Below are 26,118 nucleotides of genomic sequence, written 5' to 3' on the forward strand. Positions count from 1 at the left end.
TCCTACTAGTGATATAAATACTTTTGTTTTGCTTTAATTTCTTTAATCCAATTTTTCACCACTACTACACCGACTCCTACAGCTATTCCTAGAAAAAAAAATATAAATAAAATCATTAATCTTCTAGGTTTTGATTTTTCTACAGGTACAATCACAGGTTCTATCACAGTAAAAACTGGGGTGTTTTCTTTTACTTTAATTTTTTGAGTTTCTAATTGCTTTGCTAACTCTGAATACAAATTAAACGCTAAATTATACTCCGATTCTATTCTTCTAAGGTACGATTGAGAACGTGAGGTAATCAACCCTTGGTTTCTATCTTTATAACTAGCTAAAGTGGCTTGCTTTTTTTCAAAATCTAATTTTAGCTCACTGTATCGTTGCTGAATAAAATTAAGCTCTTGCTCTGCTTTTTCTATCTTAAATTTTGTGATAGCTTCTTGTAAAATCACCTGTACTTTTTTGGTCATTTGAGCAGCTGCTAATGCTTCTGGCATTGAAAATGATATTTTAACAAAACCTTCTTTTTCATTATTTTCAATTACCAACTGTTCTTGTATTTTCTTAAATAATTTGCTTTCTTTTTTAGTAATTCTATATATTGAATCGTTACCAGCTTCTGTTATGGTTTCATTATCACTTTTAAAAAATGTAATAATCTTCCCTGGTAAACCTATTGTATATTCTTTAATAGCTTTTAGTAAATTAAACTTTGTGTAACTAACATAGTATTCTTGATAAGTAACTACCTTTTCAACATTTGAGAATTTTAATGGTGTTTTTAAAAGTTCTCTTTGAAAAGTTACACTTTGCACTATTTTCGGATATAAAGTAGGAGGTATACTTTCAGTACTACCTCCTCCACCTAAATTAATTCCTGCCATGGCTGCTAACCCCCCTAAATTACCTCCAACTTTTGAATCACTCGTTTGAGGCACTAAAGTAGTAAAAGCCGTATATTCCTTAGCTGAAAAAACAGCTATAAACACCCCTAACAATCCAAAAACTATTAAGAATTTAACAACTATTTTTCGTCCCTCCCAGATAGTTTTAAATATCTCTAATAAATTTATTTCATCATTAGAAGTATATTTAGTTTTACTTTCCATAGTTTGTTAAAGTTATTTCTCTGTTAACGTTTTAACCAGTACCCCTAAAGTTGCTAAGCCAGTAGTTATAGCTATTACCTGTTGAGTTGTAACTTTATTTGTTACCTCAGGCTTTTTAGGGATTAAAATAACTGCGCCTGGTTTTACATCTGGATATGATTTAAAGAACAAAAACTTTTTTGTTGTTCTAATATCTCCATTTGCATACACTATATATGCTCTGCTCTTTTTTGCACTTTCTGAAAAACCTCCAGAGTTTTCAATATAATGTTTGAATGATTTCCCTTTTTCATATCTCACCAATGATGGTGACAATACCTCTCCTTCAACCTTTACGGTTTGTCTTTCAGAAGGGATAAATAACTCGTCTCCTTCTTCTAAAATTATATCATACTTTGATTTTTTCCCTCCTGAGGCTAATATTTTTTGTAACTCTATCCCTATTTTAAAATCTTTTTTCTTTTGCATACGTTCTTCAACATTGCTGGCTAACGAATCTCTTTGGGCAAAGTCAGCTATAAAGTCTGATTGCTTTTCATCTTCCTCTTCATTGTTCTTTCTTGTTAAAAAAGCACCTTCTACATACGCATATTTTGTTAAACCTCCAGCTTGTTCAATTAAATCAGAAATTCTTTGATTTTTTTGACCGATTGAATACTCTCCTTCAAAATTAACTTCTCCTGTAATAGTTACTCTTTTTTGTTCAGTATACCCTTTTAAGTATCTTACAGAAACAATATCAAACGGTTTTAACACAAAATTATCTAAATGATCAGTACCTAGATTTTTACTTGCACTTAAATCAAAATTTTCACTAACCGTTTCAAAACTTCCGTCTTTCAATCTTCTAGATACATCAATCATACTTGCATCCGCTCCATCTTTCAATCCTCCCGCCAATACTATTAAATCCTCAACACGCATTCCTTTCATATAGTCAAACTCTCCTTCTTTATTCACTGCTCCATTAATAGTAATAAACTCTTTCTCTTTTAATTCTTCTTTTGTAAAAATGTAAATACTATCACTTTCTTTTAAGAGTATATGCTCTTTATTTTCCATTGCTTTTCTCGGAGAGAAAGATAATGTTTCCTTATCACTCTTATCATATGTTCTTACAATGATCCCTCTATCTAAAAAGGCTTCTTTGGTTACCCCTTCAGCTTTTAGCAACAAGTTAGAGGCTGTCATTCCTTCTTTATATTCGTAGTTACCAGGCTGAAAAACAGCTCCTCCAACACTTACTCTATTCAAGAACTCATCTACTATTTCATTTACTTTGATATAATCTCCATCTTTTATTTTCACTGAATCAAAATTATCTTGTGAAATCTCCACAATCTCTTTTTGAACCCCTTTAATTCTCTCTATGACAATTTTTTGTTTATACGCATTTGAGGTGAAGCCACTACTATAATTTAATAAATCTTTTACACTTTCTTCGGATTTCATCTCAAAAATACCTGGCCTTTTAATAGCACCTTCAATAGTAACCTTACTTTCATAAGGTCTTACTATTATCACATCCTGATCTTGAACCGTTATATTTCCTTCTTCTGAACCATTAACTAGAAACTGATAAAAGTCAAAATCAGCCTCCTTCACTCCTCTCCTAAAAAGCTGAATTCTTCTAAAAGTACCATTCCTTGTTGGACCTCCTGCTGCATATAACGCATTTAACACTGTGGATAAAGCACTAATTGAATATGATCCTGGCACCTTTACTTCTCCTACAATATTTACTTGAACGTTTCTTACTTCTTTTATAGAAACAGCAATATTAACTTTATTATAACTACTAGAAGAAGCTCCTATTCCTGCATAGATCCTTTTCAAGTAATTTTTTATTTTAGATTTTGCAGCACTAACAGGCAAACCTATTAATTGAATATAGCCAACACCTTCTACATTTATAGCTCCTTGTTTGTTTACTTTTTTCTCATAATTTACCTCTGCAGCTCCCCAAAGATCAATTGAAATTACATCTCCCGCTCCTATTATGTAATTCTCTGGTGTAGCTATATTTAAATTTGGTGTAAACGAAATATTTGGGTTATTAAAAAATCCATATCCGAAGAGTTCTTCTTTATTCTCTTCATTATTTTCTTCTCCTGTCAATCCAAAAAGAAGTTGAGTACTGTCAGCTTCTTCCAAACTATCTTCTTGACTCTCCTTCTCTTTGTTTAGTGGTTTACTTTTAAGTCTTTCTATCCTTTCTCTAAGCTTTTGAGCTTGTAATTCGGACATTCCTCTAGTTTTTGCTATTGCTAAAGCCTGATCTAAAGTGTATCCTTCTTGTTTTATTTTTTTCCAATATTTAACTACTTGATCGTCAGATAAATCATCAACTTGTATTTGACTCATTTGATTCTGAATATTTTGGGCTTGTCCCTCAATACTAGCTAACACCAAAAAAGTGGCTAGAAATATTTGCAGTAAAACTCTTTTAAATAACATTTTAACTTTCAATGTAAAAATCTTTAAACCAATTAATAAATTCTTTTATTCCTGTACTTAAGCTTGTATTAGGACTATAATTATAATCTTTAATTAACCCATCAACATTTGCCCAAGTTTTTTTAACGTCTCCCATCTGCATAGGCAGCATCTCTTTTGTAGCTTCTTTCCCTAAACTTGTTTCCATCTGCGTTATAAAATCTAACAATTTCACAGAGTCGTTATTACCTATGTTGTATATTTTATATAGTCCTCTCTCTTCAACAGATTTTTCTATAACTCTCTTAACCCCTTCCACAATATCATCTATATAGGTAAAGTCACGCTCCATATCTCCGTTGTTAAACACTTTGATTGGACGATTATTTGAAATTGCATCAGCAAATAATATCGGCGCCATATCAGGTCTTCCCCATGGTCCGTATACCGTAAAAAAACGTAATCCTGTTGTTGGTATTTTATATAAATGACTATAGGTATGTGCCATTAGTTCATTACTCTTTTTGGTCGCAGCATACAAACTCACAGGATTATCTACTATATCTTCTTCTGAAAAAGGTACCTTTTTATTCATTCCATAAACACTTGAGCTACTTGCATATACCAAATGCTTAATCTCATGATGTCTGCAACATTCTAAAATATTCAGGAAACCAACAATGTTACTTTGAATATAAACATTTGGGTTTTCAATACTATAACGAACTCCTGCTTGCGCTGCTAGATTGCAAACCACTTCAAAGTTTTCAGTAGCAAACAGTTGAAATAACTCTTCTTTATCTTCTAGGTTTAGTCTAACAAACTTGAAGTTTCTATTTATCGAACTAATCGTTTCTTTATAAAACACCTCAGCATCCTCTCTACCAATCCCTAACTCTTTTAATCGAGCATACTTTAAATTGACATCGTAATAATCGTTGATATTATCAACTCCGACAACTGTGTGTCCTTCTGCTAACAATCTTTCACTTAAATGAAACCCGATAAAACCTGCTGCCCCTGTAACTAAAATTTTCATTAGTTTTTTCCTATTTGATAATATTCAAACCCTCTTTCCTCCAAATTATAACTGTTGTACTGATTTCTTCCATCGAAAACAACAGGAGTTTTTAATTGTTTTTCAATTTCAGAAAAGTCTGGAGAACGGAATTCTTTCCATTCTGTCAATAATATCAATGCATCAGCCTCAGCTAACACTTCGTATTTTGCATTTTTATACGCTATATTCTCAACATCTTTTAAATAAAAATGCTGTGCTTCTTCCATGGCTTTCGGATCGTACGCTTGTACTTTTGCCCCTCTCTTCACCAACTCTTTTATCACATAAATTGCTGGAGCCTCACGCATATCATCAGTTCCTGGTTTGAATGCCAATCCCCACAAACCAAAAGTCTTCCCTCTTAAATCTTCTCCAAATCTTTTAATGACTTTCTCAGCAATTACAAACTTCTGACGGTTGTTAACCTCTTCAACTGAACTGATAAGTTGTGCTTCATAACCGTTTTCTTCAGCTATTTTCTTTAACGCTTTTACATCCTTCGGAAAACAAGAACCTCCGTAACCAGCTCCTGGATAAATAAAGCTATACCCTATTCTTGAGTCTGAACCAATTCCTGCTCGTACATTATTTACATCCGCTCCTACTCGTTCACAAATATTCGCCATTTCATTCATAAAGGAAATCTTCGTTGCTAACATTGCATTGGCAGCATATTTGGTCATTTCCGCAGAACGTACATCCATAGCTATAAATCGGTCATTTGTCATCGTAAAAGGAGTGTACAACTGACGCATTTTTTCAAAAGCATACTCAGATTCTGCCCCAATTACCACTCTATCTGGCTTCATAAAATCGTTAATAGCATCGCCTTCTTTTAAAAATTCAGGATTTGAAACCACATCGAATTCAATCGCTACATTTCTTTTATCTAACTCTGCTTGTATTGTTGCTTTTACTTTATCAGCTGTTCCTACAGGTACGGTAGATTTATCTACCACTATCAAACGGTGATTCATCTTTTGACCAATCTCTTTCGCTACTGCCAACACATATTGTAAATCAGCTGAACCATCTTCTCCCATAGGGGTTCCCACCGCTATAAAAACAATTTCCGCTTCTTCAATAGCTTCTTCTAACTTTGTAGTAAAGAATAAATTCTGCTTCTCTACGTTTTTCAACACCATTTTTTCCAACCCTGGTTCGTAGATGGGAATGATTCCTTTATGTAGTTTATTTATTTTCTCTTGATCGATATCTACACAAGTTACTTTATTTCCCATTTCTGAAAAACAAGTCCCTGATACCAATCCTACATAGCCTGTTCCGATAACAATTAATTTCATCTATTTATATTTTATAAAAACAAATGTTTCTCTCCTATATTCACCAACTCTACATTTCGAATGTCATGCACAATTTCTATCGATTGTCTTGCTTCTTGTAAACCAAAGCCGTTTCCTTTTAAAATCTCTTGGTAGCTTGTAGTATGTAAGTCTGTAAACCCTGAGCTAAACTCAATTTCTTCTCCGTTTACGGTAATAGACCGATAAGTGCGCTGTCCTTTTTCTTTAACTTGTTTTGGCAAAGTTGTTTCATCAATTGATAAAAACCAACGAACACGTGCTTTTTCAAACTCTAAATAGCCTGACGCTTTGTGTTTTTCTCTAAGATGTACTTTATTTTCTTGTGTATTTCCAAAAATCCAAGATAACATATCAAAAAAATGCACCCCGATATTGGTTGCTATTCCTCCTGATTTACTCTCGTCACCTTTCCAAGAAATATCATACCAATTTCCTCGAGAAGTGATATAGGTTAAATCTACGTCATACTTTTCTTTCTTGTTTTCTTTTTCAATTTTATTTTTTAAAGCAATAATGCTTGGATGCAATCGTAATTGCAATATCGTATTGATTCTATTCCCTGTTTCTTTTTCAATCGCTTCTAAGGCATCTACATTCCATGGATTTAACACCAACGGTTTTTCACAAATCGCATCTGCTCCTCTACGTAATGCCATACGGATATGAGAATCGTGTAGGTAGTTAGGAGTACAAATACTTACATAATCCAACTGAACATTTTGTTGGCGTTTTAACTTTTCAATATGACGATCAAAACGTTCAAACTCAACAAAAAATTCAGCTTTAGGAAAATAACTATCCATAATCCCCACACTATCATTTTTATCCAATGCAGCTAACAAGACATTGTTTGTATCTTTAATTGCTTTTAAATGACGTGGAGCTATATACCCTGCTGCTCCTATGAGTGCAAAATTCTTCACTATAAACTTTTATCTACTATTTTTTTTGGCAATATTCCTTTCACATCATACACCACAGACTCTTCCTTTTTTAAAGAAATAATATTTAACTCTTTATATTCATTATGTGCTACTGTTAACACAATAGCATCATACTTTTCTATTGGTAATTCCTTTGTTGATTGCAATCCATATTCTTTTTCAACCTCATCAACATTTGCCCATGGATCATAAATTATCACATTTGCTCCATACTCTTTTAATGAACGAACGACATCCACCACTTTGGTATTGCGAACATCTGGGCAATTCTCTTTAAACGTAATCCCCAACACTAAGACATCGGCATTTTTTATTTTGATATCACGACTTATCATTAACTTGATTACTTGAGAAGCCACATACTCTCCCATTCCATCATTCATTCTTCTACCTGCTAAAATTATACCAGGATGGTATCCTAATTCTTCAGCTCTCTGCACCAAATAATATGGATCTACTCCTATACAATGCCCTCCTACTAGCCCTGGTTTAAATGGTAAAAAGTTCCATTTGGTTCCTGCGGCTTCTAAAACTTCTTGAGTATCAATATTCATAAAACCAAAAATCTTTGCTAATTCATTTACAAAAGCAATGTTAATATCTCGTTGAGAGTTTTCTATCACTTTTGAAGCTTCCGCCACTTTAATACTGGAAACCAAATGAGTACCCGCTGTTACCACCGAACCATATAATTTATCTACAAACTTAGCAATTTGAGGAGTAGAACCTGAAGTCACTTTTAAAATATTCTCAATGGTATTCTTTTTATCTCCTGGATTAATTCGTTCAGGAGAATACCCAGCAAAAAAGCCTTTGTTAAACTCTAATCCAGAAGTTTTTTCTAATACTGGAACACAAACTTCTTCTGTTACCCCAGGATATACTGTTGATTCATAAATAACAACGTCCCCTTCTTTTAACACACCTCCAACAGTTTTGCTCGCATTAATCAAAGGTTTTAATACAGCTCTGTTATTTTTATCTACTGGCGTAGGAACTGTTATTATAAAAGTAGTACACTTTTTGATCTCTTCTACTTCAGATGTACAGAATAGTCCATTCTCTTCATCTCTCTCTGTCTTTAAAACAGACAACAACTCTTCTTTTTCTAATTCCTTTGTAACATCAATACCTTCATTGAGTTTTTGTACTCTCTCTTTATTGATATCAAATCCGACTACAGAATATTTTGTAGCAAACAACCTCGCTAATGGTAATCCAACATACCCTAATCCGATTATTGCAATTTTATTATTCATTATAATAGCCTATATTATTTTTTAAGTTCACAAAACTACAAAAAACATCATTAAGAAAAGGCTATATAACAAAAAAGTCTCATCAAATCAATGATGAGACTTTTAGTGGGCGCGAAGGGATTCGAACCCCTGACCCCTTGGGTGTAAACCAAGTGCTCTGAACCAACTGAGCTACGCGCCCGTTTGCAATTAAATCTTTGTAAGAGTTGTGGGCGCGAAGGGATTCGAACCCCTGACCCCTTGGGTGTAAACCAAGTGCTCTGAACCAACTGAGCTACGCGCCCTTACTTGTTAATTGCGGATGCAAATATATAACAGTTTTAGAGATTGACAATAACTTTTTTCACTTTTTTTCTATAAAATTTCTGCTACTACAAATGTGCTACCACCAATGTAAATCACATCCTCTTTAGCCGCATTTTCTTTTGACTTTTCAAGTGCTTGACTTACAGAACAAAACACCTTACCTACCAATCCGAATTCCTTCGCTTGTTCTTTTAATTCATCTGCTGACAAGCCACGAGGAATATTTGGTTTACAGAAATAATACATCGCATTTTTTGGAAACATGGGTAAAATTTCACTCAAATTCTTATCTGAAACAACTCCTAACACCATATGCAATTGCTTATAATTTTCCTTTTTTAGTTGTTTCAATGTATAAAATAACCCTTCTTTATTATGTGCTGTATCGCAAATAACCTTCGGATTGTTCTGTAACACCTGCCAACGACCTTTTAAATTAGTGTTTTTTACAACGTTCAACAATCCGTTTTTTATATTTTCTTCTGATATTGAAAATCCTTTTAATCGCTGAATGGCAGTTACAGCTGTCGTTACATTATTCTTCTGGTAGTCTCCTAATAAATCTGTCGTATAGTTTTTAGGATTATCTGAAGCAAAAACTATAGGCGCTTTACATTCTTCCGCTTTAGCGGTAAAAACACTTTCCGTTTCTTTTTGGTGCTCACCAATAACCACTGGAACTCCATATTTAATGATTCCTGCTTTTTCAAATGCTATTTCTGGTAAGGTTTCCCCTAAAAACTGCGTATGATCTAATCCGATATTCGTAATTACAGAAACTTCGGGTGTAATTATATTAGTTGAATCTAATCTTCCTCCTAAGCCTACTTCAATAACTGCAATATCTACATTTTGATTTGCAAATTCTTTAAACGCCATTCCTACCGTCATTTCAAAAAATGACAAGCCTTGATTTTCTAGAAAGTTTTTATTTTTTTCTATAAACTCGATTACCGCTTCTCTTGAAATCTCTTCTCCGTTAACACGAATACGTTCTGTAAAGTTTTTTAAATGTGGTGAAGTATACAATCCAACCTTATAACCTGCTTCTTGTAATATAGAAGCAACCATATGACTGGTAGACCCTTTACCATTCGTTCCTCCTACATGAATTGTTTTAAACTTTTTTTGCGGGTTATCAAGTTCATCACATAAAGCAATAATATTGGTTAAGTCTTTTTTAAATGCTGTTTTCCCTTGACGTTGGTACATTGGCAACTGAGCAAACATCCAGTCTAATATTTCTTGGTAGGTCATTTTAATATTTTAGTCTAAAAAACTTATTTTGAAAGAGAAAACTTGTAGATTATAGTTCCTCTTTGTTTTGACGGAGCGTTTCCATCAGCATTCCATTTGGTTTTGAGTGCCGCTTTTTTTGCCGCTTCTGCTAAGCATCCCGCCGAGTTTGTAGTTCCTCTAGCTCCAGGAGTTGCTTTTATTACTTTTCCATTCCTATCTACCTCGATGCTTACCACTACAGTTCCTTCCTCTTGGCAATTAGGTTTTTCAATAGGTTTAGATAGAGCTTTTCTTCCTGCTAGATTATAATTTCCACCAGAGCCACTTCCTGAATTTCCATAATATTTATCAGAATTTGGGTCTCCATTTTCGTTTCCTTTCACACCTGCTTGCTTATCATCTCCTTCACCAGTATTTGCTCCATCTTTAGATGTTCCGTTTAATAAACTATTTAATGCATCTGTAGTTTCTTTTGAAGGTTTAGGCTTCGGTTTTTCTTTTGGTTTTACTTCTTTAGGAGTTTCTTTTACCGCTTCCTTTTTCTCTACTTTTTTTTCAACTACAGGAACTTCTTCCGCAGTATCATCTGTAATAATTTCTTCTTTAATTGTTTCTTCAGGAACTTCATCTACCTTCTCTTCTGTTACCTCTTCCTGTTGAGGAGCCGCTTGCGCTTTTGTTTTTTCAACAGGCTCACCACTTCCTACTTCAGAGTTCCCAAAATTGATAGCCAATCCATATTCAATCGGTGGATCTAAATATTTCATTCCATAATTGAATATTCCAAACAATAACAGTATCAGAATAATTGCTGTTATCACTGCTGATTTACGTTTATGTTGGGTGTCTAAAACTGTCATTTATTTGCCTTTTACAGCTAAAATCATTTTTAGCTTGTTTTTATTAGCAATATCAATTACTTGCATTACATTTTTATATGGTACATTTTGATCGCCACGAATTACTACTGTTTTCTTTTTATCTGTTCCTACTTTTGCTAGTAATTCTTTTTCTAAATTTGTATTGCTTACCTTGGTTTTATCAATATAAAATGATGCATCGTTTGTTATAGTTACTGCTACCGAAGTTTGATTTTCAGTTTTCCCTCCTGCTTTAGGCAACAATACATCAATGGCACTTACTGTAACCAATGTTGATGTTAGCATAAAAAATATCAATAACAAAAAAACAATATCAGTCATTGACGACATATTGAAATTTGGATTGACCTTATTTCTTCCTCGTAAATTCATTATACCGGTTCGTTTAATAAATCTAAAAACTCAACAGACTTAGCTTCCATTTGATACACTACCTTATCAGTACGAACTACTAAATGATTGTATGCTATATATGCAATAATACCTACAATTAATCCCGCAACTGTAGTTGTCATTGCTGTATATAAGCCATCTGATAGCATTTTAATATCTATTTGTCCGCCTGAATTTGCTATTTCATGAATCGCAACAATCATTCCAATTACTGTACCTAAGAAACCTATCATTGGTGCAGCTCCTGCAATCGTTGCTAATACAGAAACATTTCTTTCTAATTGATACACTTCTAGTTTTCCTGCATTTTCAATAGCTGTATTAATATCTTCTAAAGGTTTTCCTATTCTAGAAATTCCTTTACCTATTAATCTTGCTGTAGGACTTGCAGTTGTATCACAAAGTGATTTAGCACTATCGATTCTACCATTCGTTACATGATCTCTAATTTGATCCATAAAATTTACATCAACTTTTGAGGCTGCTTTAATTGCAAAGAAACGCTCAAAATAAATGTAAAGAGCTACAGCTAATAATACAAATAATAAAGCTATGATGATTTGCCCTCCAACGCCTCCATCCATAATTAAATTATAGATTGATAATGTTTTTTCTTGTGGAACTTCTTCTAGTAACTCGGTTTGTTCTTGAAAATATGCTAACATTAATGTAATTTTTACGTGTTTAATTATTAACGAATGACTTCTTTTTTAATTGTTTAAAAAAATCCTGAACTTTAAAAAATTCAGGATTTTAAAAATGCTATTTTTTATTTATCTATCCTAATACAATCTTCACCATAAGATATCCTAAACCACCTAATACAATGGTATAAGGTAATGCCATTTTTACCATTCTTCCGTAAGATAAATTAATTAACGGCGCTAATGATGATGTTAATAAGAATAAGAAAGCTGCTTGTCCGTTTGGAGTCGCTACACTTGGTAAATTAGTACCTGTATTAATCGCAATTGCTAAATTTTCAAAATGTTCTTTTGAAATCGTTCCATGTTTAAATGCATCTTGTACTTCTCCAATATAAACTGTTGCTACAAAAACATTATCGCTAATTGCTGATAGTGCTCCGTTTGCGACATAGAAAAGACCTGGTTGAGATGCTGGATCTTGTTCTAAAGCCCAAGAAATAATAGGGGTAAATAAATGTTGATCGTGAATCATAGCCACGATTACAAAGAACACAACTAACAACCCTGTAAAAGGTAAAGCCTCTTCAAAGGCATGCCCTAATTGATGCTCATCTGTAATCCCCATAAAGGCTGTTTGCACTATAATTAAAGCTAGTCCTATGAAACCTACAGGTGCTAAATGTAATGCCAATCCTGCTATTAAAAACACCGCTGCTGTGCCTTGAATTATTAACCCATATTTTTCTTTATCGGTACGTTTAGCATCTTGTTCCTCAGTATACCTTTCAATAATTCTTGCTGCTACGTTTGGCAATTTTGCTCCAAAACCAAACCATCCCGTAGTTTCTAACAATATGGTAGTTAACATACCTGCAAATAGTACAGGCATAGTTATAGGCGCCATTCGTTGAAAGAATTCAATAAAATCCCAACCTAAACGTTCTCCTATCAACAAGTTTTGTGGCTCTCCTACCAATGTACAAACACCTCCTAATGCTGTACCTACTACTCCGTGCATGATTAAACTACGTAAAAAGCTACGAAACTGTTCTAAGGTTTCTCCACTTAACTCTTTTCTATCTAAAACTCCATCTTTGTCATAATCAGAAGAAGCACTCGAATGAATTTTATGGTACACTCCATAAAATCCTACCGCTACACTAATTAAAACGGCTGTAACCGTTAAGGCATCTAAAAATGCAGATAATACTGCCGCTAGAAACACAAACAATAAAGATAGTAATACCTTAGATTTAATTTTAGTAAACACCTTACTAAAAATGTACATTAGTAAAGGTTTCATAAAATAAATACCTGCAACCATGAACACTAATAACAAAATTACTTCTAAGTTTTGAGCTACTTCATGATATGCATTCTCTGGAGTTGTAAGTCCAAGTATTAATGCTTCTATCGCTATTAACCCTCCCGATTGCAATGGATAGCATTTTAATGCCATTGCTAGTGTAAAAATAAACTCAGCTATAAAAAGCCATGCAGTTATTGTCTTACCTAAGACAAAAAAAGAAAACACATTAAAGATTAAAAAACCAATTATGGTTAACTTAAACCATTTAGGGCTATTCCCTAAAAAATATTTAAACATACTTTTTGTATTTACAAACTATACTAGCTCTTTCAAAGCAATTTCAAAAGCGGTTTCGCTTATTTGAGTTTTTGCTGCACTTTTGGCATGCGTTCTTTGTAATGCTTTTTTTATTGTATTTGAAGTATCTTCAAAAATAGCTTGATCTGTCATTTCTACTCTTCTTTCCATAAAATAAGCAAATACTCTTGCCATACCACAGTTAGAAATGAAATCTGGAATTAGACTTACTTTTTTATCAGTATCTTCCATAATTGGCCCGAAGAAAATTTCTTTATCTGCAAATGGAACGTTTGCTCCACAAGAAATTACTTCTAAACCTGATTTTATCATACTATTAATTTGGTCTTGAGTAATTAACCTTGAAGCTGCACACGGTGCAAAAATTTCACATGGTAAGTTCCAAACACGCTCGTTTATTTCTTCAAAAGGAATCATATTTTCTGAAACTAAGGTATTACCGTCTTTATTTAAGAACATTTCTTGAATTTCTTCAAAAGAAAATCCTTCCTCTTTAATTACTCCACCAACACGATCAATAATCCCTACAACTTTAGCTCCCATTTGTGCTAAATAGTAAGCAGCTGCAGAACCTACATTACCAAAACCTTGAACAACGGCACGTTTACCTACTACAGTTCCTCCATAAATATCATAGTAATGGCGTACTGCTTCAGCAACCCCGTAACCTGTAATCATATCAGCAACAGTATATTTTCTTGTAATATCAGGAGATAAATTTTTATCTTCTAATACCTTAATAACTCCGTGACGTAACTGACCTATACGGTTAATTTTATCTGCTTCTGTAGGCTTGAAGTGTCCATTAAAAACCCCTTCTTGCGGATGCCAAACACCACTATCTTCAGTAATTGGAATTACTTCGTGGATTTCATCAACATTTAAATCTCCACCAGTTCCGTAGTAATTTTTCAATAATGGAGCTACCGCTTTATACCAACGCTCTAAAACACCCTTTTTTCTTGGATCTTGTGGATCAAAATTAATTCCTGATTTTGCTCCTCCAATAGCTGGACCTGATACTGTAAACTTCACTTCCATTGTTTTAGCAAGTGATGTTACCTCGTATTTATCTAACCCTTTACGCATACGTGTACCACCACCAGCAGCACCACCTCTTAACGAGTTTATAACTGTCCAACCTTCAGCTTCAGTTTCTGGATCTTTCCAATTAAACACTACTTCTGGTTGTTTTTCTTCGTATCTCTTAAGTAATTCTTTCATTGTTTAGTTTTGTTATAGATGATTTTCAACTTTATATAATTTCTTTTTCATTTTCAAAAAACCTCTGTAATTATTTTCCCCAAAGGGGAGCTAAAGTTGATTCATTTTAGTGTAGCTTTTGTTATTTAGTTGTTACCGAACAAATTTATTATAAAAAACAACATTACTCAAAATAGTTTATGTTATTTCTTGGGATAAAATATTTCACCTGAAGAGTGATCCTTTTTTGCGCCTGTTACTGATTGTAAACAATTTACTTTGTTTTGAACTTTTAACACCCCTAATAAAGCAAAAATGAGCGCTTCTTTATAATTGATAAGTTCTTTATCTGCTTGTTTGATTTTTGTTTTTGCATAAAATTCTATTCTCTTCATTAAAAACGTATTGAACGCTCCGCCTCCTGTAATTAAAATGGTAGTATTTTTCTTTACACTATTTCCTATTTGAACAGCAACATGCTCAGTAAAAGTTCTCAAAATTGTAGGAATATCGGTCTCATATTCATCTATTAAAGGAAAGATATTTTTCTGAACCCACTCTAACCCTAATGATTTAGGAGGAGTTTTTTTATAAAAAGAAAGTTGATTTAATCGCTCTAATAGTTCTACATTAATTGTTCCTTCAGAAGCTATTTTCCCTTCATTATCATACTCTAATCCTATAATGCGTGTATAATGATTCAAAACAATATTCACAGGACAAATATCAAAAGCAATCCTTTGATTATTTTTCTCATAAGAAATATTTGCAAATCCTCCTAAGTTTACACAGTATTCGTAATCAGCAAATAATAATCGATCTCCTATAGGCACCAAAGGCGCACCTTGACCTCCATATTGTACATCCTGAGTTCTAAAATCGCACACTACTTTTTGCTGAGTACGATTGGCTATAATTTGTCCATCTCCAATTTGTAGTGTAATTCCATTCTCTGGCTGATGTAAAATTGTATGTCCGTGCGATGCAACAAAGTCTAAATTGGTTATAGTATGTGTTTTAATAAAATTATTTAAAATTTCTCCTAATAACTCAGCATACTCAATATTTAACTCTTTTAAGTCTTTATCCTTGTAATTTATTGCTTCTTGTAATTTAGTTTTCCATTCTTTTGAATACGAAATGGTCTCTGCCTTTAAAATTTCAAAATCTTTATACAAAGAGTTATGCATTTTTATATAAGCTAAATCGACACCATCTAAAGAAGTTCCTGACATCAAACCGATGCAGTAAATATATTTTTCTTGCATGAAGTAAAAATAACAACTCTATTGAAAAATTGCTATTAAAAAAGTATCTTTGAGCACAATTTTTACGAATAATTTAATAAAATATAAAAACATAATGGATTTTAATCTTACAGAAGAGCATTTAATGATTCGTGATGCTGCACGTGATTTTGCTCAAACCGAATTATTGCCTGGAGTTATAGAAAGAGATGAAAAACAACAATTCCCTGACGAATTAGTACGTAAAATGGGTGAATTAGGTTTTATGGGGGTAATGGTAGATCCTAAATATGGAGGAAGTGGTATGGATGCTATTTCTTACGTATTAATTATGGAAGAATTATCAAAAATTGATGCTTCAGCTTCAGTAATGGTTTCTGTAAACAATTCATTAGTTTGTTACGGTTTAGAAGCTTATGGTTCTGAAGAGCAAAAACAAAAATACTTAACAAAATTAGCTACTGGTGAGCAAATTGGTGCTTTTTGTTTAAGTGAACCTGAAGCAGGTTCTGATGCTACTTCTCAAGCAACTACTGCTGAAGACAAAGGAGATTACTATTTATTAAACGGTACTAAAAACTGGATCACTAACGGTGGACGTGCAGATACTTATTTAGTAATTGCTCAAACTGATAGAGCTAAAGGTCATAGAGGAATTAATGCTTTTATCGTTGAAAAAGGTATGGAAGGTTTCCACGTTGGACCTAAAGAAGATAAATTAGGTATTCGTGGTTCTGATACACACACGTTACAATTTAACGATGTAAAAGTTCCAAAAGAAAACCGTATTGGAGAAGACGGATTCGGATTTAAGTTTGCAATGAAAACATTATCTGGAGGACGTATTGGTATTGCGGCTCAGGCTTTAGGTATTGCTTCTGGAGCATACGAATTAGCTTTAAAATATTCTAAAGAGCGTAAAGCTTTCGGAACTGAAATTTGCAACCACCAAGCTATCGCTTTCAAATTAGCTGATATGTATACTGAAATTGCTGCTGCTCGTCATTTAGTAATGGCTGCTGCTTGCAAGAAAGATGCTGGTGAAAACTACGACCGTGAAGGTGCTATGGCTAAGTTGTACGCTTCTAAAGTAGCAATGGAACAAACTGTTGAAGCTGTTCAAATTCATGGAGGTAACGGTTTCGTTAAAGAATACCATGTTGAGCGTTTAATGCGTGATGCAAAAATTACTCAGATTTACGAAGGAACTTCAGAAATTCAAAAAATTGTAATTTCAAGAAGTTTAATTAGAGACTAATTCTACTCTAAAATATAGTAAAAAAATAAAGCTTGTCGATCGACAAGCTTTATTTTTTGAATTCTACTTTATGCAAATGTAACCCTGAAGCTGGCGCGATAGTTTTCATAAAATCAATATTACTATTCTCTGGACTCAAACTTCTCTTGATAAACTCCAAATCATAATTTCCTTTACCTAATTCTGCTAAGGCACCCATAATCAAACGGATTTGGTTTCGTAAAAATCCGCTTCCTCTGATAATTAAAACATAACTTTTCTCAGGAAAAAAAGAAGCTGTTAACTCAGTGTTTTCTTCAATCTTACAAACATCAATTTCTCTTTCAACTTTTGTTTCAGGTGATGGTTTAGTACAATAATGTTTAAAATTATGATTCCCTTGAAACAATTGAGCTCCCTGTTTCATCAATTCTACATCCAACTCTTCTAAATACCCTGTTAAGAAAGCTGCGCAATAAGGATGATTCTTTTCTCCGTAAGAAAAATAATATCGATACTCTTTTGTTTTTGGATGTTGGATAATATTAAATGATTCATCGTGCAACTGTTCAACTGCTACTACACGAATATCAGAAGGAGAATTTCGATTGAAATCTTCCATAAAAAAAGGTTCATCTAATTTTTCGTCAATAAACAACTGAAAATAATAATCGGTTGATGATACTTTAGCATCTGTTCTCCCAACTCCCACTGATTTACAACGAATTCCTTTACACACGAATTTCAATGTTTTATCAACAAAAAAATGAACTGTTTTTAAATTTGGCTGCTTTTGCCAACCGTGTAAACGAAATCCTAAATATTGAAATCGAACTAAATAAGCATATTTATAATTCATTCTGAATTTTATTCATTTTGAGTTGTAAAATCACAACAAGTTGTTTTTTAATTGGCAAAACTACAGTTTTTAACAAAATAAATATGGCATGCATTTGAGTTATATTTTCAGCTTATCCCAAAGGGATTAGTATTGATACTTTTGTTCCTGTTGGTTTATTTTGGGTATACAAATCTGTAAAAATAATGTTGGATTTACTTTTACAATTTTTAGCGAAATGTTGTAGGCGTTCTTCAGTTAGTTTTATTCCTACAGAAGTACGTTTGTGTATTTTTTTTTCTTTAATTTCTCTTGATTTTACTCTTCCTATTCCATTATCTGTAATATCTATTTGTACTTGATTTTCATTCACTTTTAAAACCTGAACAGTTAATTTACGATTTCCTTTTTTTAATGCGAGTCCGTGCCAAATAGCATTTTCTATAAATGGCTGCGTGATTAAAGGAGGTACTTTTATAGCCGTTAAGTTTAACGATTCATCTACACTTAATGAAAAATCTACCGTATTATCTAGTCTTGTATTTTCTATACTCATGTATAACTCTAAAATTTCAAGCTCCTCTTGTAAAGAAGATTCTGTTTCTATCGTACTCGCTAAAATTTTCCGAATAAGTTTTGAGAATTTATTGAGATAAAAGACGGCTTCTTTTTTATCGTTATCAATAATATATCGTTTTATAGAGTTTAAGGAATTAAAGATAAAATGTGGATTCATTTGATTTCGTAATGTTGAAACCTTCAACTCAGCCAGCTCTTTATCGTACTGTATTTTAGCTGTTTCTAGTTTTTTAATTTCTGCTTGTTTGCTAAGAGCTTCCACATCTAATTCTAATTTTTTTTGAACCTTTTCTCGTAATTCTTCGTTTTCAGCATACTGTTTAAGTAGTTGCTGCTGCGATTCATTACGCTCTTCTAAAATTAACTTTTGTTTGTGTCCTAGTCCTAAAGAAAAAATAATATTCTCTACTATAAAACCTATATATAAAATACTATACGCTGCCTCAATACTTTGACCTTGTTTAATTAAGCTTAAATAGTACAGTAAAGAGGTTACCGAAGTTATAAAAAGTACCATTGAACCTATTATCATATAGTACTTTAGTTTACTTTTTGATTTAAAAAAAGGAATGTACATTACTATTCCTAAAATACTCATCGCAATTGTAAAGAGTAAATATCCTTTTTGTAAAATATCCCAATTTCCTCCTATAATTATAAAAACCATAAGTTTTAGAACACAGTAAATTATAATTACATACAACCATTTAAAACATCTTTTATACCATAAAGGCAGTTCTTTTTTTATATTTAAAAGCTTGAAAGCAAAAAATGCATAAATAAAATAATACATTTCAGTATATACTTCTGGATATTTTACTACTTCTGATATAGGTTGTAAAAATTCAAATAAAAAGCCTTCTCTGAGGTGTTGCAATTGAGAAAGAATAATAAAAAAAGTGTATCCACTATATAAAAGGTAAAGCTTGTCTTTATGCTGAAAATATAATAAAAAGTGGTAAACCGTTAGAATAAAAAGGACACCTAAAGTAAAAGTCAAGAAACCATTTTGATGTGGTTCACTTAAAAAATATGTTAAAGCAGATTCTTTCAAAGTAAGATTACGAATTTAATACTTGTAATAACTCATTTTTCTTTGCTCTAGAGATAGGAATTGTTTCACCAGTGGTTAACACCAAATACGGACCTTCATTTTTTACATATTCTTTTACATAATGTAAATTAACCAAATACGAATTATGAACCCTGAAGAAAGAATCGTTGGTTTGTGCTTCTACTTCTTTTAATTTTTTTGACAGCATCTCCATACTGTTCGTATTCAAGTGTACTTCTGTATAGCTTCCGTTCGACTTACAGTATATGATATCTTCAAAATTTACAAAAATGGTTTTCCCTAGTGTAGGTAGTGCTAAACGCGAAAACTTTTTCTCAGGCACATACGATTTAATTATGTTTTTTAGCTGATTACCTAAAACATTACGTTTCTGATTTTCTCGAACTCTATCTACCGCTTTTAGTAAATCTTCTGAATCAATTGGTTTTAATAAATAATCTACTGCATGTTCTTTAAAAGCTTTAATTGCATAATTATCGTAAGCTGAAGTAATAATTAAATCAAAATCTCTAAAAGTAAGTCTTTCTAAAAGTTGAAATCCATCCATTTCGGGCATTTCAATATCTAAAAAAACGCAATCGGGTTTTAGATAATTAATAGCTGAAATTGCTTCAACAGGATTGGTAAAAGTATCACATACTTCTATATCACTACAAAAGCTTTCTATCTCCCATTTCAAGTTTTTAACAGCGTTAAATTCATCGTCTATGATAATTGCCCGAATCATACTACTCCTTTATTTTCTTAAATATACTTATAATAACTCTTTATAAACCAATCCCTTTCATATTCAGTTATTTTCACCACACAAATACATACAAAGACCTCATATTCTGATTTTTAAATATTTTAAATTTGCTAAATACAGTTTACAAGTTCAATTTAACAAATTATAAAGTCTTTTATTGAACTTATAAAGTTAGCCAGTACTTCGGTATTCTTTTGAGCTATTTTTAAGTGTTATATCTCCTCTTATTTCCCTTTTTATGTACTAAAAAGCCAAAAATAGATGCTTTTGTTAGCCCCTTTATCATAATAAACTACAATCAATACAAAAATAATTTACGTGTTATACCGTAAATAAAGTCTACTAAAAATGAAAAAAGTAATAACAAACAGATTAATTTTCACTTTCTTATTAAGTTTATATACAAGTTTTGCAGGGTTTGCTCAAACCTATCAAGATAATCTAGCTAACGATTCCTATGGTGACTTTCCAAGTAATTGGGATGTCGTTACAGGTATGGCTACTGTAGAACAACAAGACGGTTACAAATTTATAAGTCTTAAGCACGGTAGTATTATTAAACCTATAATTAACAATCAAACCAACAACTACCTTAATGGTGATTTTATCATAGAGTTTGATGTTTTTTTTGGAAAAACTAGTTCTATTTATGGGCAACGTATTCCTGTGAGATTATGGGACGGAAAATATGGTTATAAACATAACGACATTCGTTACCAACCTTTCATTATAAAACGAAACGGGATATCAACTAGTTGGGCGCAACCACAACCAGGTAATGCCGAAAATTTCTATAAAGAGTTTTATACCCTAGAACCCGTTTGGCGTCATGTAACAATAGAATGTAAAATGGGCAAACTAAAAATACGCTTAGATGATAAGCTAATACTTAACCTTCCTAGATTTAAAATGCAGCCTACTATGGTTTCAATTGGTGGCGGTATTAACGACTCTAGTTACGATGCTAAAGTGGGCTTTGCTAACTTTACAATCGTCTCATCTACCAATGATATACAAATTGCAATGATTGTAGACCGAAAAACAAATAGAGTTTTAGATATTAATTCGGTATCAAATCTTCAAAAAATACCTAACTTAAAAAATGTCTATCCAAATACCAAAACCTTTTTAGGCACTATTTCAGGCAATCATGAATTAAGACCTGTTGAATTTTCAGATGTTAAAAAACCTCAATTTATTGATCTTAATACGTACGGAAACTATACACTACTCCCTGAGAAAAATGCTCAGATGATATTTGATTTTGAACATGAATACATTACAGAAAACTTAAGGTTTAATGAAGTACAACAACAAATTTTAAAAGCATCTGGTTCTACTCTTTCAGGCAATTACTTTGAAACCAAAACAACTTTTAACACACCTACAAAAGATATAATGCTAAGGAACGGACAATTGTATATACAACCTATAGGTATTGAGCCATTAACAACAGTTTCAACTAATGAAAATACAGGTAATAATTCTCATTTATTGCTATCAGGCAACCCAAGTGAAGAAACACAATCAACTTCAAACAACAATTCTAACTTATTAGAATTAAACCCTATTAATAATGATCCAAATACTCAATCAACAGAAACCCTAAAAGAATCAGCAAGTGAACATCAAGAAGAATTCAATCAAAACTCTGGAATTCAACAAGAATTCGAATTTGATAACGAAGAATATATAAGGCAACAAAGTTTAAAACGGATAGAGTTTGGTAATGCAGATAATGAAAATTATGGTTATTCTAAACTTGAGGTTATTGATATTACTTACCCTTTAAAAAACGTGAGTAATATTTTAGGCGAGCCAACCAAAGAAAAAGATGAAAAAAATAATACTGTTTGTGTTACTAAAACAATGGAATACAATTCTAATTCTAATTCTTTTTCAGAATTTGCTCTTAACGCTGCTCCTGATTGGATGATGCCTGGTGTTATTTTAAAGGCCAGAGATTATATTAAAGGAGAATATAATGTTTTTAAAAATGAGAGAAACCCAATAAAACTAAATATAACAGCATTTGGGGATGGATCTAGGTCTGTTGAAGTATCTCAACCCCACGATAACAGTAATATTCTTGAAGCTATAAACACCCTCGTAACAGGTGAAAATGATATATCAATGTTTGGTGCACCAGTCTACAAGGAGATACATTCCAAACAAGAATTTTCTTTTAAACTTATGGGGAAATATTCCAATAAGATTGCAGCTATACAAGCTGAACTAAATATTGATTTCAAAGAAAATTACCACTATTATTTATATGATCTAACACAACACATGTTTTCTATAGATTTAAATAGTTTTGATAAAACAAAAATTTTTATTTCAAACAAAGACATTAACTTTAACGACCTTATTTATATCTCAAGAGTAAACTACGGAAGAAAAGCCATAGTTGTAATAGAATCTAAATACAACCTAAAGGAAATAGCTGGTAGTTTAGAGGCTAAATTGAACACATTAGTACACAAGGCTAAACTAGAAACAGATATTTCCTATTTAAATGAAGAAAGTAATTTTAGTATAAAGGCATTACTTTACGGGGGTGATACCACAGCTGCGTTTAAATCAATTAATGCTTCAATAGCGCAAGAAAAAATTGTTTTAGGTGAATATCTTGAAACAGAATCCGATGTAGCAACTAATGCTAGGCCCATATCTTATGAGCTTAAAAACATGGCTGGTCAACCTTTGGGAGTAACCAGTATTTTAAAACAAACCGTAAGAACATGCTCTCCTTCAATTAACACTAATACTAAAATTAGAGTTACATTAACTGATTTATTGTGTATAAATAAAAGAGATAGAGGCTCTAATCCAGATGATTACGGTTTTCAACAATCAGTTGAATATCTAGTAAACAATAAAGAGAAAATTGCAGTTGAAAAAGATATTAAAACCTTTTCTAATGAAAATTGTAATAATATACTCCCTTATAATGAAAACCTTTTGATATGTGGTGACATAAATAATCAATTACATGTAGACGAAACCCTTACAAGGTTTAGCAATATTTCAAATTCATTAGTTTTTGAAATTACTCCAGATGAATTACAAAATCCAAATTCAAAATTTACAATTTATTCCTGGTTAAAGGAATATACAGATGATAAACCATTAGTTTTATTTAACGGAGAAACTACAGTTAACATTATAGAGGTATTAGCCGACCTTCTAATTTTAAGACAACAACAAGGAAATCAAATCTTGTTTGATAAAACATTTTATGATACTGGAGTGTACAGCCCTAGCGAAACAGTTTTTAAGGATTATGGTTTAGCTTGGACAACACTATGGCTTAAGAAAACGGATAGAAACGCTTTAGAAGGTCCTGTTGTGTTAGGACGCCCAAATTTAAATGACCGTCACCGCGGAGCTGCCTGGATACGATTTGAAATCATCAATTAAAAAACATAAAATCATGAAAACAAAACACATTTTAGCAATATTATTTTTTTTAAGTATCAGTTATTCAGCAGAAGCTCAATTTTTTAAAAAATTAAAGAAAAAAGCGCAACAAGCTGCAGAACGAACTATTCTTAAAAAAACTGATGAAGTAGTAAGTAAAAAAACAGAACAAGTAATAGATAGTGCTACAACAAGTAACCCATCTAAAAAAAACAAAAATAACAATGAAGGTTCAGCACCCCTAAATATATCTAAAATGTTTGGTGGTGGATTAGATGCAGTTCCTGATACTTATAAATTTTCATATGTATGTACTATGAAAGTAACTACAAATAAAGATGAGACCGAAATGAAATATTTATTAGAGCCCAATGAAAAATACTTTGGAAATAAAATGGAAGATGGTCAACAAAACAACATTACCGTTATAGATATGAATAACAAACTTATGGTTCTTTTTAGTGATAACGGAGAGCAAAAAACAGCTATGAATTTACCTATGAATAATAAAACAATGAGTAAATACCTAAAAAAAGCAGAACAAAAAGCAAATACTTTTAAAAGTGATGCCAAAGTAACTTCTATTCCTGGTAAAACAATATTAGGATATTATTGTAAAGGTTACAAAATAACCTCTAATGAAGGTGTCACAAAAATTTGGCTTACCGATAAAACTCCCGTTGGCTTCTTAGGTAGCATGAATAATATGAGTAATGTGCCTGACGGTATTTTACCTATTGGTAAAAACACCATGTTTATGGAAATGGATCACACATCAAATAACGGTAAGAAAAATGCTTTTAACATGGTGTGTACTGCAATAGATCAGCAGGATTTAAACATTAATAAGAGAGAGTATAGCTCACAAGGTTTTTCTAAAAACTAAAAACAAAGCATAATGAAAAAAATACTATCCATACTAGCAATTGTGTATTGCTTTAGTATACCACATACAATGAGTCAAATAAATCTTGATGACATTTTAGGAGCTGTAAAAGATGGCTTTGGAAAACCTGTAGAAACTACTGAAGAAAAAGATGATAAAAAAGTGGTAGATAATCTAAACAATAAAATAACTAAAAAATCAGACGATCCAAAACTTAAAATGTTAATGGATAATTTTTCTGAAGCTTTAAAAAAATTTTCCAATGAATCTAAAACAGGAAAGTGTTTACAAATCATGGGAGCCTACGCAGAAGTATTAGCCTATTGTGATATGAAAGCTGAAACTGAAACAGACCCTTGCAAAAAGAAAGATTGGTTAGGTATAGAATCTATGATACTTTTTGCGGGTACCGCTATTAACTATTGCCCACAAGAATTTTATGGATTATCTAATGATGGAAGTGTAGATGTTGATCTTCTTCTACAATATGAAGTAAAAATTGGAAATTACTTTTTTGGTACTTATAAAGAAATAAGAGATTATTTATACAAAACTAATGATATTGTTGAACATTATAATAAGAGTAGAGATCCTTCTTTAAGTAAAAAATGGTCTGACCTTACTATAGAAGAGCAAACACTTCTTACAAAGCATGCTGAAGATACAAGAAAATATGGCCTAGAAGAGTTCATACAAGAAGACCCTCACTTACAACTATTTAATACGTTTTTAAAAGCAAACAATCAATTAGGTTTATTAGATGGTTATAAAGGAGAAAACAGTATTTACCCTGAAATGTCAATTTTAGATTTAGTTGGTAAAATGTTCACCCCAGAATTTCAAATTAAAAAAACATTAGAAATAGCGAATGAAAATGGAAAGCTTAAATGTATACCTAAATAACAACTATACAAATGAAACCACAAAAAACATATTTTATCATACTGCTCTTATTCTTTATTTGGTCATGTAATACCAATAAAAAAGAAAGCAAAGAAATTCTTCAAGAAACTGTAAAAGCAGTAAAAAAAGCACCTAAGTCTAACGATTTTAGAGAGCGCTTAAAAACCACAGAACCTGCTACTGAAGCTCAACTTAAAAACTGGCTACCAGAAAATTTGGGTAATTTCAAAAGAGAAACCTTTACCACAAGCCGTATTTCGCAAAACAGTATTGCTTCTGCAGGAGCAATTTATAAAAACGATGAAAATCAAAAGCTCGAAATCACAATTGTAGATGGAGCAAGTAAAGATGGCTTATTAGCTATAAACACCCATTATATGGCTCAAAACATGAAAATTAATAGCAATAAAGCTTCTGGTTACGAAAAAACTTACGAACGGAACGGATTAAAAGTTTTAGAGACCTATGCAAAGAAAGATAATTTTTATAGAGTATTATTTTTATACGATATGCGCTTTGGTATAACTCTAAAAAGTTATAACTTAAGTAATGATGAACTTTGGAGCCTTATTGATAAGCTAGATAAAAGTGAACTCAACAACCTATAATTTATAGGTAAAACATTTTCAAAGAAAAGAATTTTCATTAAAATATAGAGCAAAAAAAAACCTCAATCTACTAAAAGATTGAGGTTTAAAAGAAAGGCAACGACCTACTCTCCCACCAGTGGCAGTACCATCGGCGCTAATGGGC

Annotated in this window: 21 protein-coding genes and 2 tRNA genes; 5 read left to right on the forward strand and 18 right to left on the reverse strand. The window is 32.2% G+C overall.

The window, feature by feature from the left end:
* Positions 1–5: 5 nt before the first annotated feature.
* The 15 genes from C8N26_RS13085 to C8N26_RS13155 all read right to left on the reverse strand — a co-directional run bounded on the left by C8N26_RS13085 (position 6) and on the right by C8N26_RS13155 (position 15,697).
* Positions 6–1,109, reverse strand: a complete 1,104-nt coding sequence (locus C8N26_RS13085; protein ID WP_120187646.1) for a Wzz/FepE/Etk N-terminal domain-containing protein — start codon at positions 1,107–1,109, stop codon at positions 6–8.
* Between the two features lie 12 nt (positions 1,110–1,121).
* Complete coding sequence (locus C8N26_RS13090; RefSeq protein ID WP_170141659.1) at positions 1,122–3,473, reverse strand: SLBB domain-containing protein; 2,352 nt, start codon at positions 3,471–3,473, stop codon at positions 1,122–1,124.
* A gap of 94 nt (positions 3,474–3,567) precedes the next feature.
* Positions 3,568–4,584: an NAD-dependent epimerase gene (locus C8N26_RS13095; protein WP_120187648.1), complete on the reverse strand. Its 1,017-nt coding sequence runs from the start codon at positions 4,582–4,584 to the stop codon at positions 3,568–3,570.
* Positions 4,584–5,909: a UDP-glucose dehydrogenase family protein gene (locus C8N26_RS13100; RefSeq protein WP_120187649.1), complete on the reverse strand. Its 1,326-nt coding sequence runs from the start codon at positions 5,907–5,909 to the stop codon at positions 4,584–4,586. Before C8N26_RS13100 ends, C8N26_RS13095 begins: the two co-directional genes overlap by 1 nt.
* 11 nt (positions 5,910–5,920) lie before the next feature.
* Positions 5,921–6,853, reverse strand: coding sequence for a Gfo/Idh/MocA family oxidoreductase (locus tag C8N26_RS13105; protein WP_120187650.1), 933 nt, complete (start codon positions 6,851–6,853; stop codon positions 5,921–5,923).
* Positions 6,853–8,133, reverse strand: coding sequence for a nucleotide sugar dehydrogenase (locus C8N26_RS13110; protein ID WP_120187651.1), 1,281 nt, complete (start codon positions 8,131–8,133; stop codon positions 6,853–6,855). Before C8N26_RS13110 ends, C8N26_RS13105 begins: the two co-directional genes overlap by 1 nt.
* Before the next feature lie 106 nt (positions 8,134–8,239).
* Positions 8,240–8,314 (reverse strand) — tRNA-Val (locus C8N26_RS13115).
* 28 nt (positions 8,315–8,342) lie between these two features.
* Positions 8,343–8,417, reverse strand: a tRNA-Val gene (locus C8N26_RS13120).
* Between the two features lie 70 nt (positions 8,418–8,487).
* The gene (locus tag C8N26_RS13125; RefSeq protein ID WP_120187652.1) at positions 8,488–9,696 is read right to left on the reverse strand and encodes a bifunctional folylpolyglutamate synthase/dihydrofolate synthase; all 1,209 of its coding nucleotides are present in this window, start codon (positions 9,694–9,696) and stop codon (positions 8,488–8,490) included.
* Positions 9,697–9,719: 23 nt separating this feature from the next.
* Complete coding sequence (locus C8N26_RS13130; RefSeq protein ID WP_120187653.1) at positions 9,720–10,538, reverse strand: energy transducer TonB; 819 nt, start codon at positions 10,536–10,538, stop codon at positions 9,720–9,722.
* On the reverse strand, positions 10,539–10,931 hold the full coding sequence (locus C8N26_RS13135; protein ID WP_028892747.1) for an ExbD/TolR family protein: 393 nt from the start codon (positions 10,929–10,931) through the stop codon (positions 10,539–10,541).
* Complete coding sequence (locus tag C8N26_RS13140) at positions 10,931–11,617, reverse strand: MotA/TolQ/ExbB proton channel family protein (RefSeq protein ID WP_028892746.1); 687 nt, start codon at positions 11,615–11,617, stop codon at positions 10,931–10,933. The genes C8N26_RS13135 and C8N26_RS13140 overlap by 1 nt, the downstream gene beginning before the upstream one ends.
* A gap of 112 nt (positions 11,618–11,729) precedes the next feature.
* Positions 11,730–13,205 (reverse strand): sodium/proton antiporter NhaB, encoded by a 1,476-nt coding sequence (gene nhaB / locus C8N26_RS13145; protein WP_120187654.1) that lies wholly within the window; start codon positions 13,203–13,205, stop codon positions 11,730–11,732.
* A gap of 18 nt (positions 13,206–13,223) precedes the next feature.
* Positions 13,224–14,450 (reverse strand): Glu/Leu/Phe/Val dehydrogenase dimerization domain-containing protein, encoded by a 1,227-nt coding sequence (locus C8N26_RS13150; RefSeq protein ID WP_120187655.1) that lies wholly within the window; start codon positions 14,448–14,450, stop codon positions 13,224–13,226.
* Between the two features lie 182 nt (positions 14,451–14,632).
* A complete protein-coding gene (locus C8N26_RS13155; protein WP_120187656.1) occupies positions 14,633–15,697 on the reverse strand; it encodes an anhydro-N-acetylmuramic acid kinase in 1,065 nt (354 codons plus the stop codon).
* A 94-nt stretch (positions 15,698–15,791) separates the two neighbouring features.
* Between C8N26_RS13155 and C8N26_RS13160 the strand changes: the two genes are divergently transcribed.
* Positions 15,792–16,934, forward strand: a complete 1,143-nt coding sequence (locus C8N26_RS13160) for an acyl-CoA dehydrogenase (RefSeq protein WP_120187657.1) — start codon at positions 15,792–15,794, stop codon at positions 16,932–16,934.
* 49 nt (positions 16,935–16,983) lie between these two features.
* On the opposite strand, the gene C8N26_RS13165 is transcribed toward C8N26_RS13160, so the two are convergent.
* From C8N26_RS13165 to C8N26_RS13175, 3 genes are all read right to left on the reverse strand, one after another.
* Positions 16,984–17,772, reverse strand: a complete 789-nt coding sequence (locus tag C8N26_RS13165) for a tRNA pseudouridine synthase A (protein ID WP_120187658.1) — start codon at positions 17,770–17,772, stop codon at positions 16,984–16,986.
* A gap of 112 nt (positions 17,773–17,884) precedes the next feature.
* The gene (locus C8N26_RS13170) at positions 17,885–19,384 is read right to left on the reverse strand and encodes a sensor histidine kinase (RefSeq protein ID WP_120187659.1); all 1,500 of its coding nucleotides are present in this window, start codon (positions 19,382–19,384) and stop codon (positions 17,885–17,887) included.
* 7 nt (positions 19,385–19,391) lie between these two features.
* The gene (locus tag C8N26_RS13175) at positions 19,392–20,132 is read right to left on the reverse strand and encodes a LytR/AlgR family response regulator transcription factor (protein ID WP_120187660.1); all 741 of its coding nucleotides are present in this window, start codon (positions 20,130–20,132) and stop codon (positions 19,392–19,394) included.
* A 369-nt stretch (positions 20,133–20,501) separates the two neighbouring features.
* Here C8N26_RS13175 and C8N26_RS13180 point away from each other — a divergent pair, with 369 nt between their 5' ends.
* The 4 genes from C8N26_RS13180 to C8N26_RS13195 are packed head-to-tail and all read left to right on the forward strand — an operon-like array spanning position 20,502 to position 25,973.
* Positions 20,502–23,576, forward strand: coding sequence for a thiol-activated cytolysin family protein (locus tag C8N26_RS13180; RefSeq protein WP_120187661.1), 3,075 nt, complete (start codon positions 20,502–20,504; stop codon positions 23,574–23,576).
* Positions 23,577–23,589: 13 nt separating this feature from the next.
* Positions 23,590–24,462 (forward strand): DUF4412 domain-containing protein, encoded by an 873-nt coding sequence (locus tag C8N26_RS13185; RefSeq protein ID WP_170141660.1) that lies wholly within the window; start codon positions 23,590–23,592, stop codon positions 24,460–24,462.
* Between the two features lie 12 nt (positions 24,463–24,474).
* Positions 24,475–25,365 carry a hypothetical protein gene (locus tag C8N26_RS13190; protein WP_147418512.1) on the forward strand — a complete coding sequence of 297 codons (891 nt, stop codon included), beginning with the start codon at positions 24,475–24,477 and terminating at the stop codon, positions 25,363–25,365.
* Between the two features lie 11 nt (positions 25,366–25,376).
* The gene (locus C8N26_RS13195; protein ID WP_120187664.1) at positions 25,377–25,973 is read left to right on the forward strand and encodes a hypothetical protein; all 597 of its coding nucleotides are present in this window, start codon (positions 25,377–25,379) and stop codon (positions 25,971–25,973) included.
* Positions 25,974–26,118: the final 145 nt, after the last annotated feature.

The organism is Tenacibaculum lutimaris, assembly GCF_003610735.1.
Classification (GTDB): Bacteria; Bacteroidota; Bacteroidia; order Flavobacteriales; family Flavobacteriaceae; genus Polaribacter; species Polaribacter lutimaris.

What these genes read in the sequence shown, in the direction of transcription:
- C8N26_RS13085 (WP_120187646.1), bottom strand. Translation starts at nt 1,109, where the DNA reads ATGGAAAGTAAAACTAAATATACTTCTAATGATGAAATAAATTTATTA.
- C8N26_RS13090 (WP_170141659.1), bottom strand. Translation starts at nt 3,473, where the DNA reads ATGAGTCAAATACAAGTTGATGATTTATCTGACGATCAAGTAGTTAAA.
- C8N26_RS13095 (WP_120187648.1), bottom strand. Translation starts at nt 4,584, where the DNA reads ATGAAAATTTTAGTTACAGGGGCAGCAGGTTTTATCGGGTTTCATTTA.
- C8N26_RS13100 (WP_120187649.1), bottom strand. Translation starts at nt 5,909, where the DNA reads ATGAAATTAATTGTTATCGGAACAGGCTATGTAGGATTGGTATCAGGG.
- C8N26_RS13110 (WP_120187651.1), bottom strand. Translation starts at nt 8,133, where the DNA reads ATGAATAATAAAATTGCAATAATCGGATTAGGGTATGTTGGATTACCA.
- C8N26_RS13125 (WP_120187652.1), bottom strand. Translation starts at nt 9,696, where the DNA reads ATGACCTACCAAGAAATATTAGACTGGATGTTTGCTCAGTTGCCAATG.
- C8N26_RS13130 (WP_120187653.1), bottom strand. Translation starts at nt 10,538, where the DNA reads ATGACAGTTTTAGACACCCAACATAAACGTAAATCAGCAGTGATAACA.
- C8N26_RS13135 (WP_028892747.1), bottom strand. Translation starts at nt 10,931, where the DNA reads ATGAATTTACGAGGAAGAAATAAGGTCAATCCAAATTTCAATATGTCG.
- C8N26_RS13140 (WP_028892746.1), bottom strand. Translation starts at nt 11,617, where the DNA reads ATGTTAGCATATTTTCAAGAACAAACCGAGTTACTAGAAGAAGTTCCA.
- nhaB (WP_120187654.1), bottom strand. Translation starts at nt 13,205, where the DNA reads ATGTTTAAATATTTTTTAGGGAATAGCCCTAAATGGTTTAAGTTAACC.
- C8N26_RS13150 (WP_120187655.1), bottom strand. Translation starts at nt 14,450, where the DNA reads ATGAAAGAATTACTTAAGAGATACGAAGAAAAACAACCAGAAGTAGTG.
- C8N26_RS13155 (WP_120187656.1), bottom strand. Translation starts at nt 15,697, where the DNA reads ATGCAAGAAAAATATATTTACTGCATCGGTTTGATGTCAGGAACTTCT.
- C8N26_RS13160 (WP_120187657.1), top strand. Translation starts at nt 15,792, where the DNA reads ATGGATTTTAATCTTACAGAAGAGCATTTAATGATTCGTGATGCTGCA.
- C8N26_RS13165 (WP_120187658.1), bottom strand. Translation starts at nt 17,772, where the DNA reads ATGAATTATAAATATGCTTATTTAGTTCGATTTCAATATTTAGGATTT.
- C8N26_RS13175 (WP_120187660.1), bottom strand. Translation starts at nt 20,132, where the DNA reads ATGATTCGGGCAATTATCATAGACGATGAATTTAACGCTGTTAAAAAC.
- C8N26_RS13180 (WP_120187661.1), top strand. Translation starts at nt 20,502, where the DNA reads ATGAAAAAAGTAATAACAAACAGATTAATTTTCACTTTCTTATTAAGT.
- C8N26_RS13185 (WP_170141660.1), top strand. Translation starts at nt 23,590, where the DNA reads ATGAAAACAAAACACATTTTAGCAATATTATTTTTTTTAAGTATCAGT.
- C8N26_RS13190 (WP_147418512.1), top strand. Translation starts at nt 24,475, where the DNA reads ATGAAAAAAATACTATCCATACTAGCAATTGTGTATTGCTTTAGTATA.
- C8N26_RS13195 (WP_120187664.1), top strand. Translation starts at nt 25,377, where the DNA reads ATGAAACCACAAAAAACATATTTTATCATACTGCTCTTATTCTTTATT.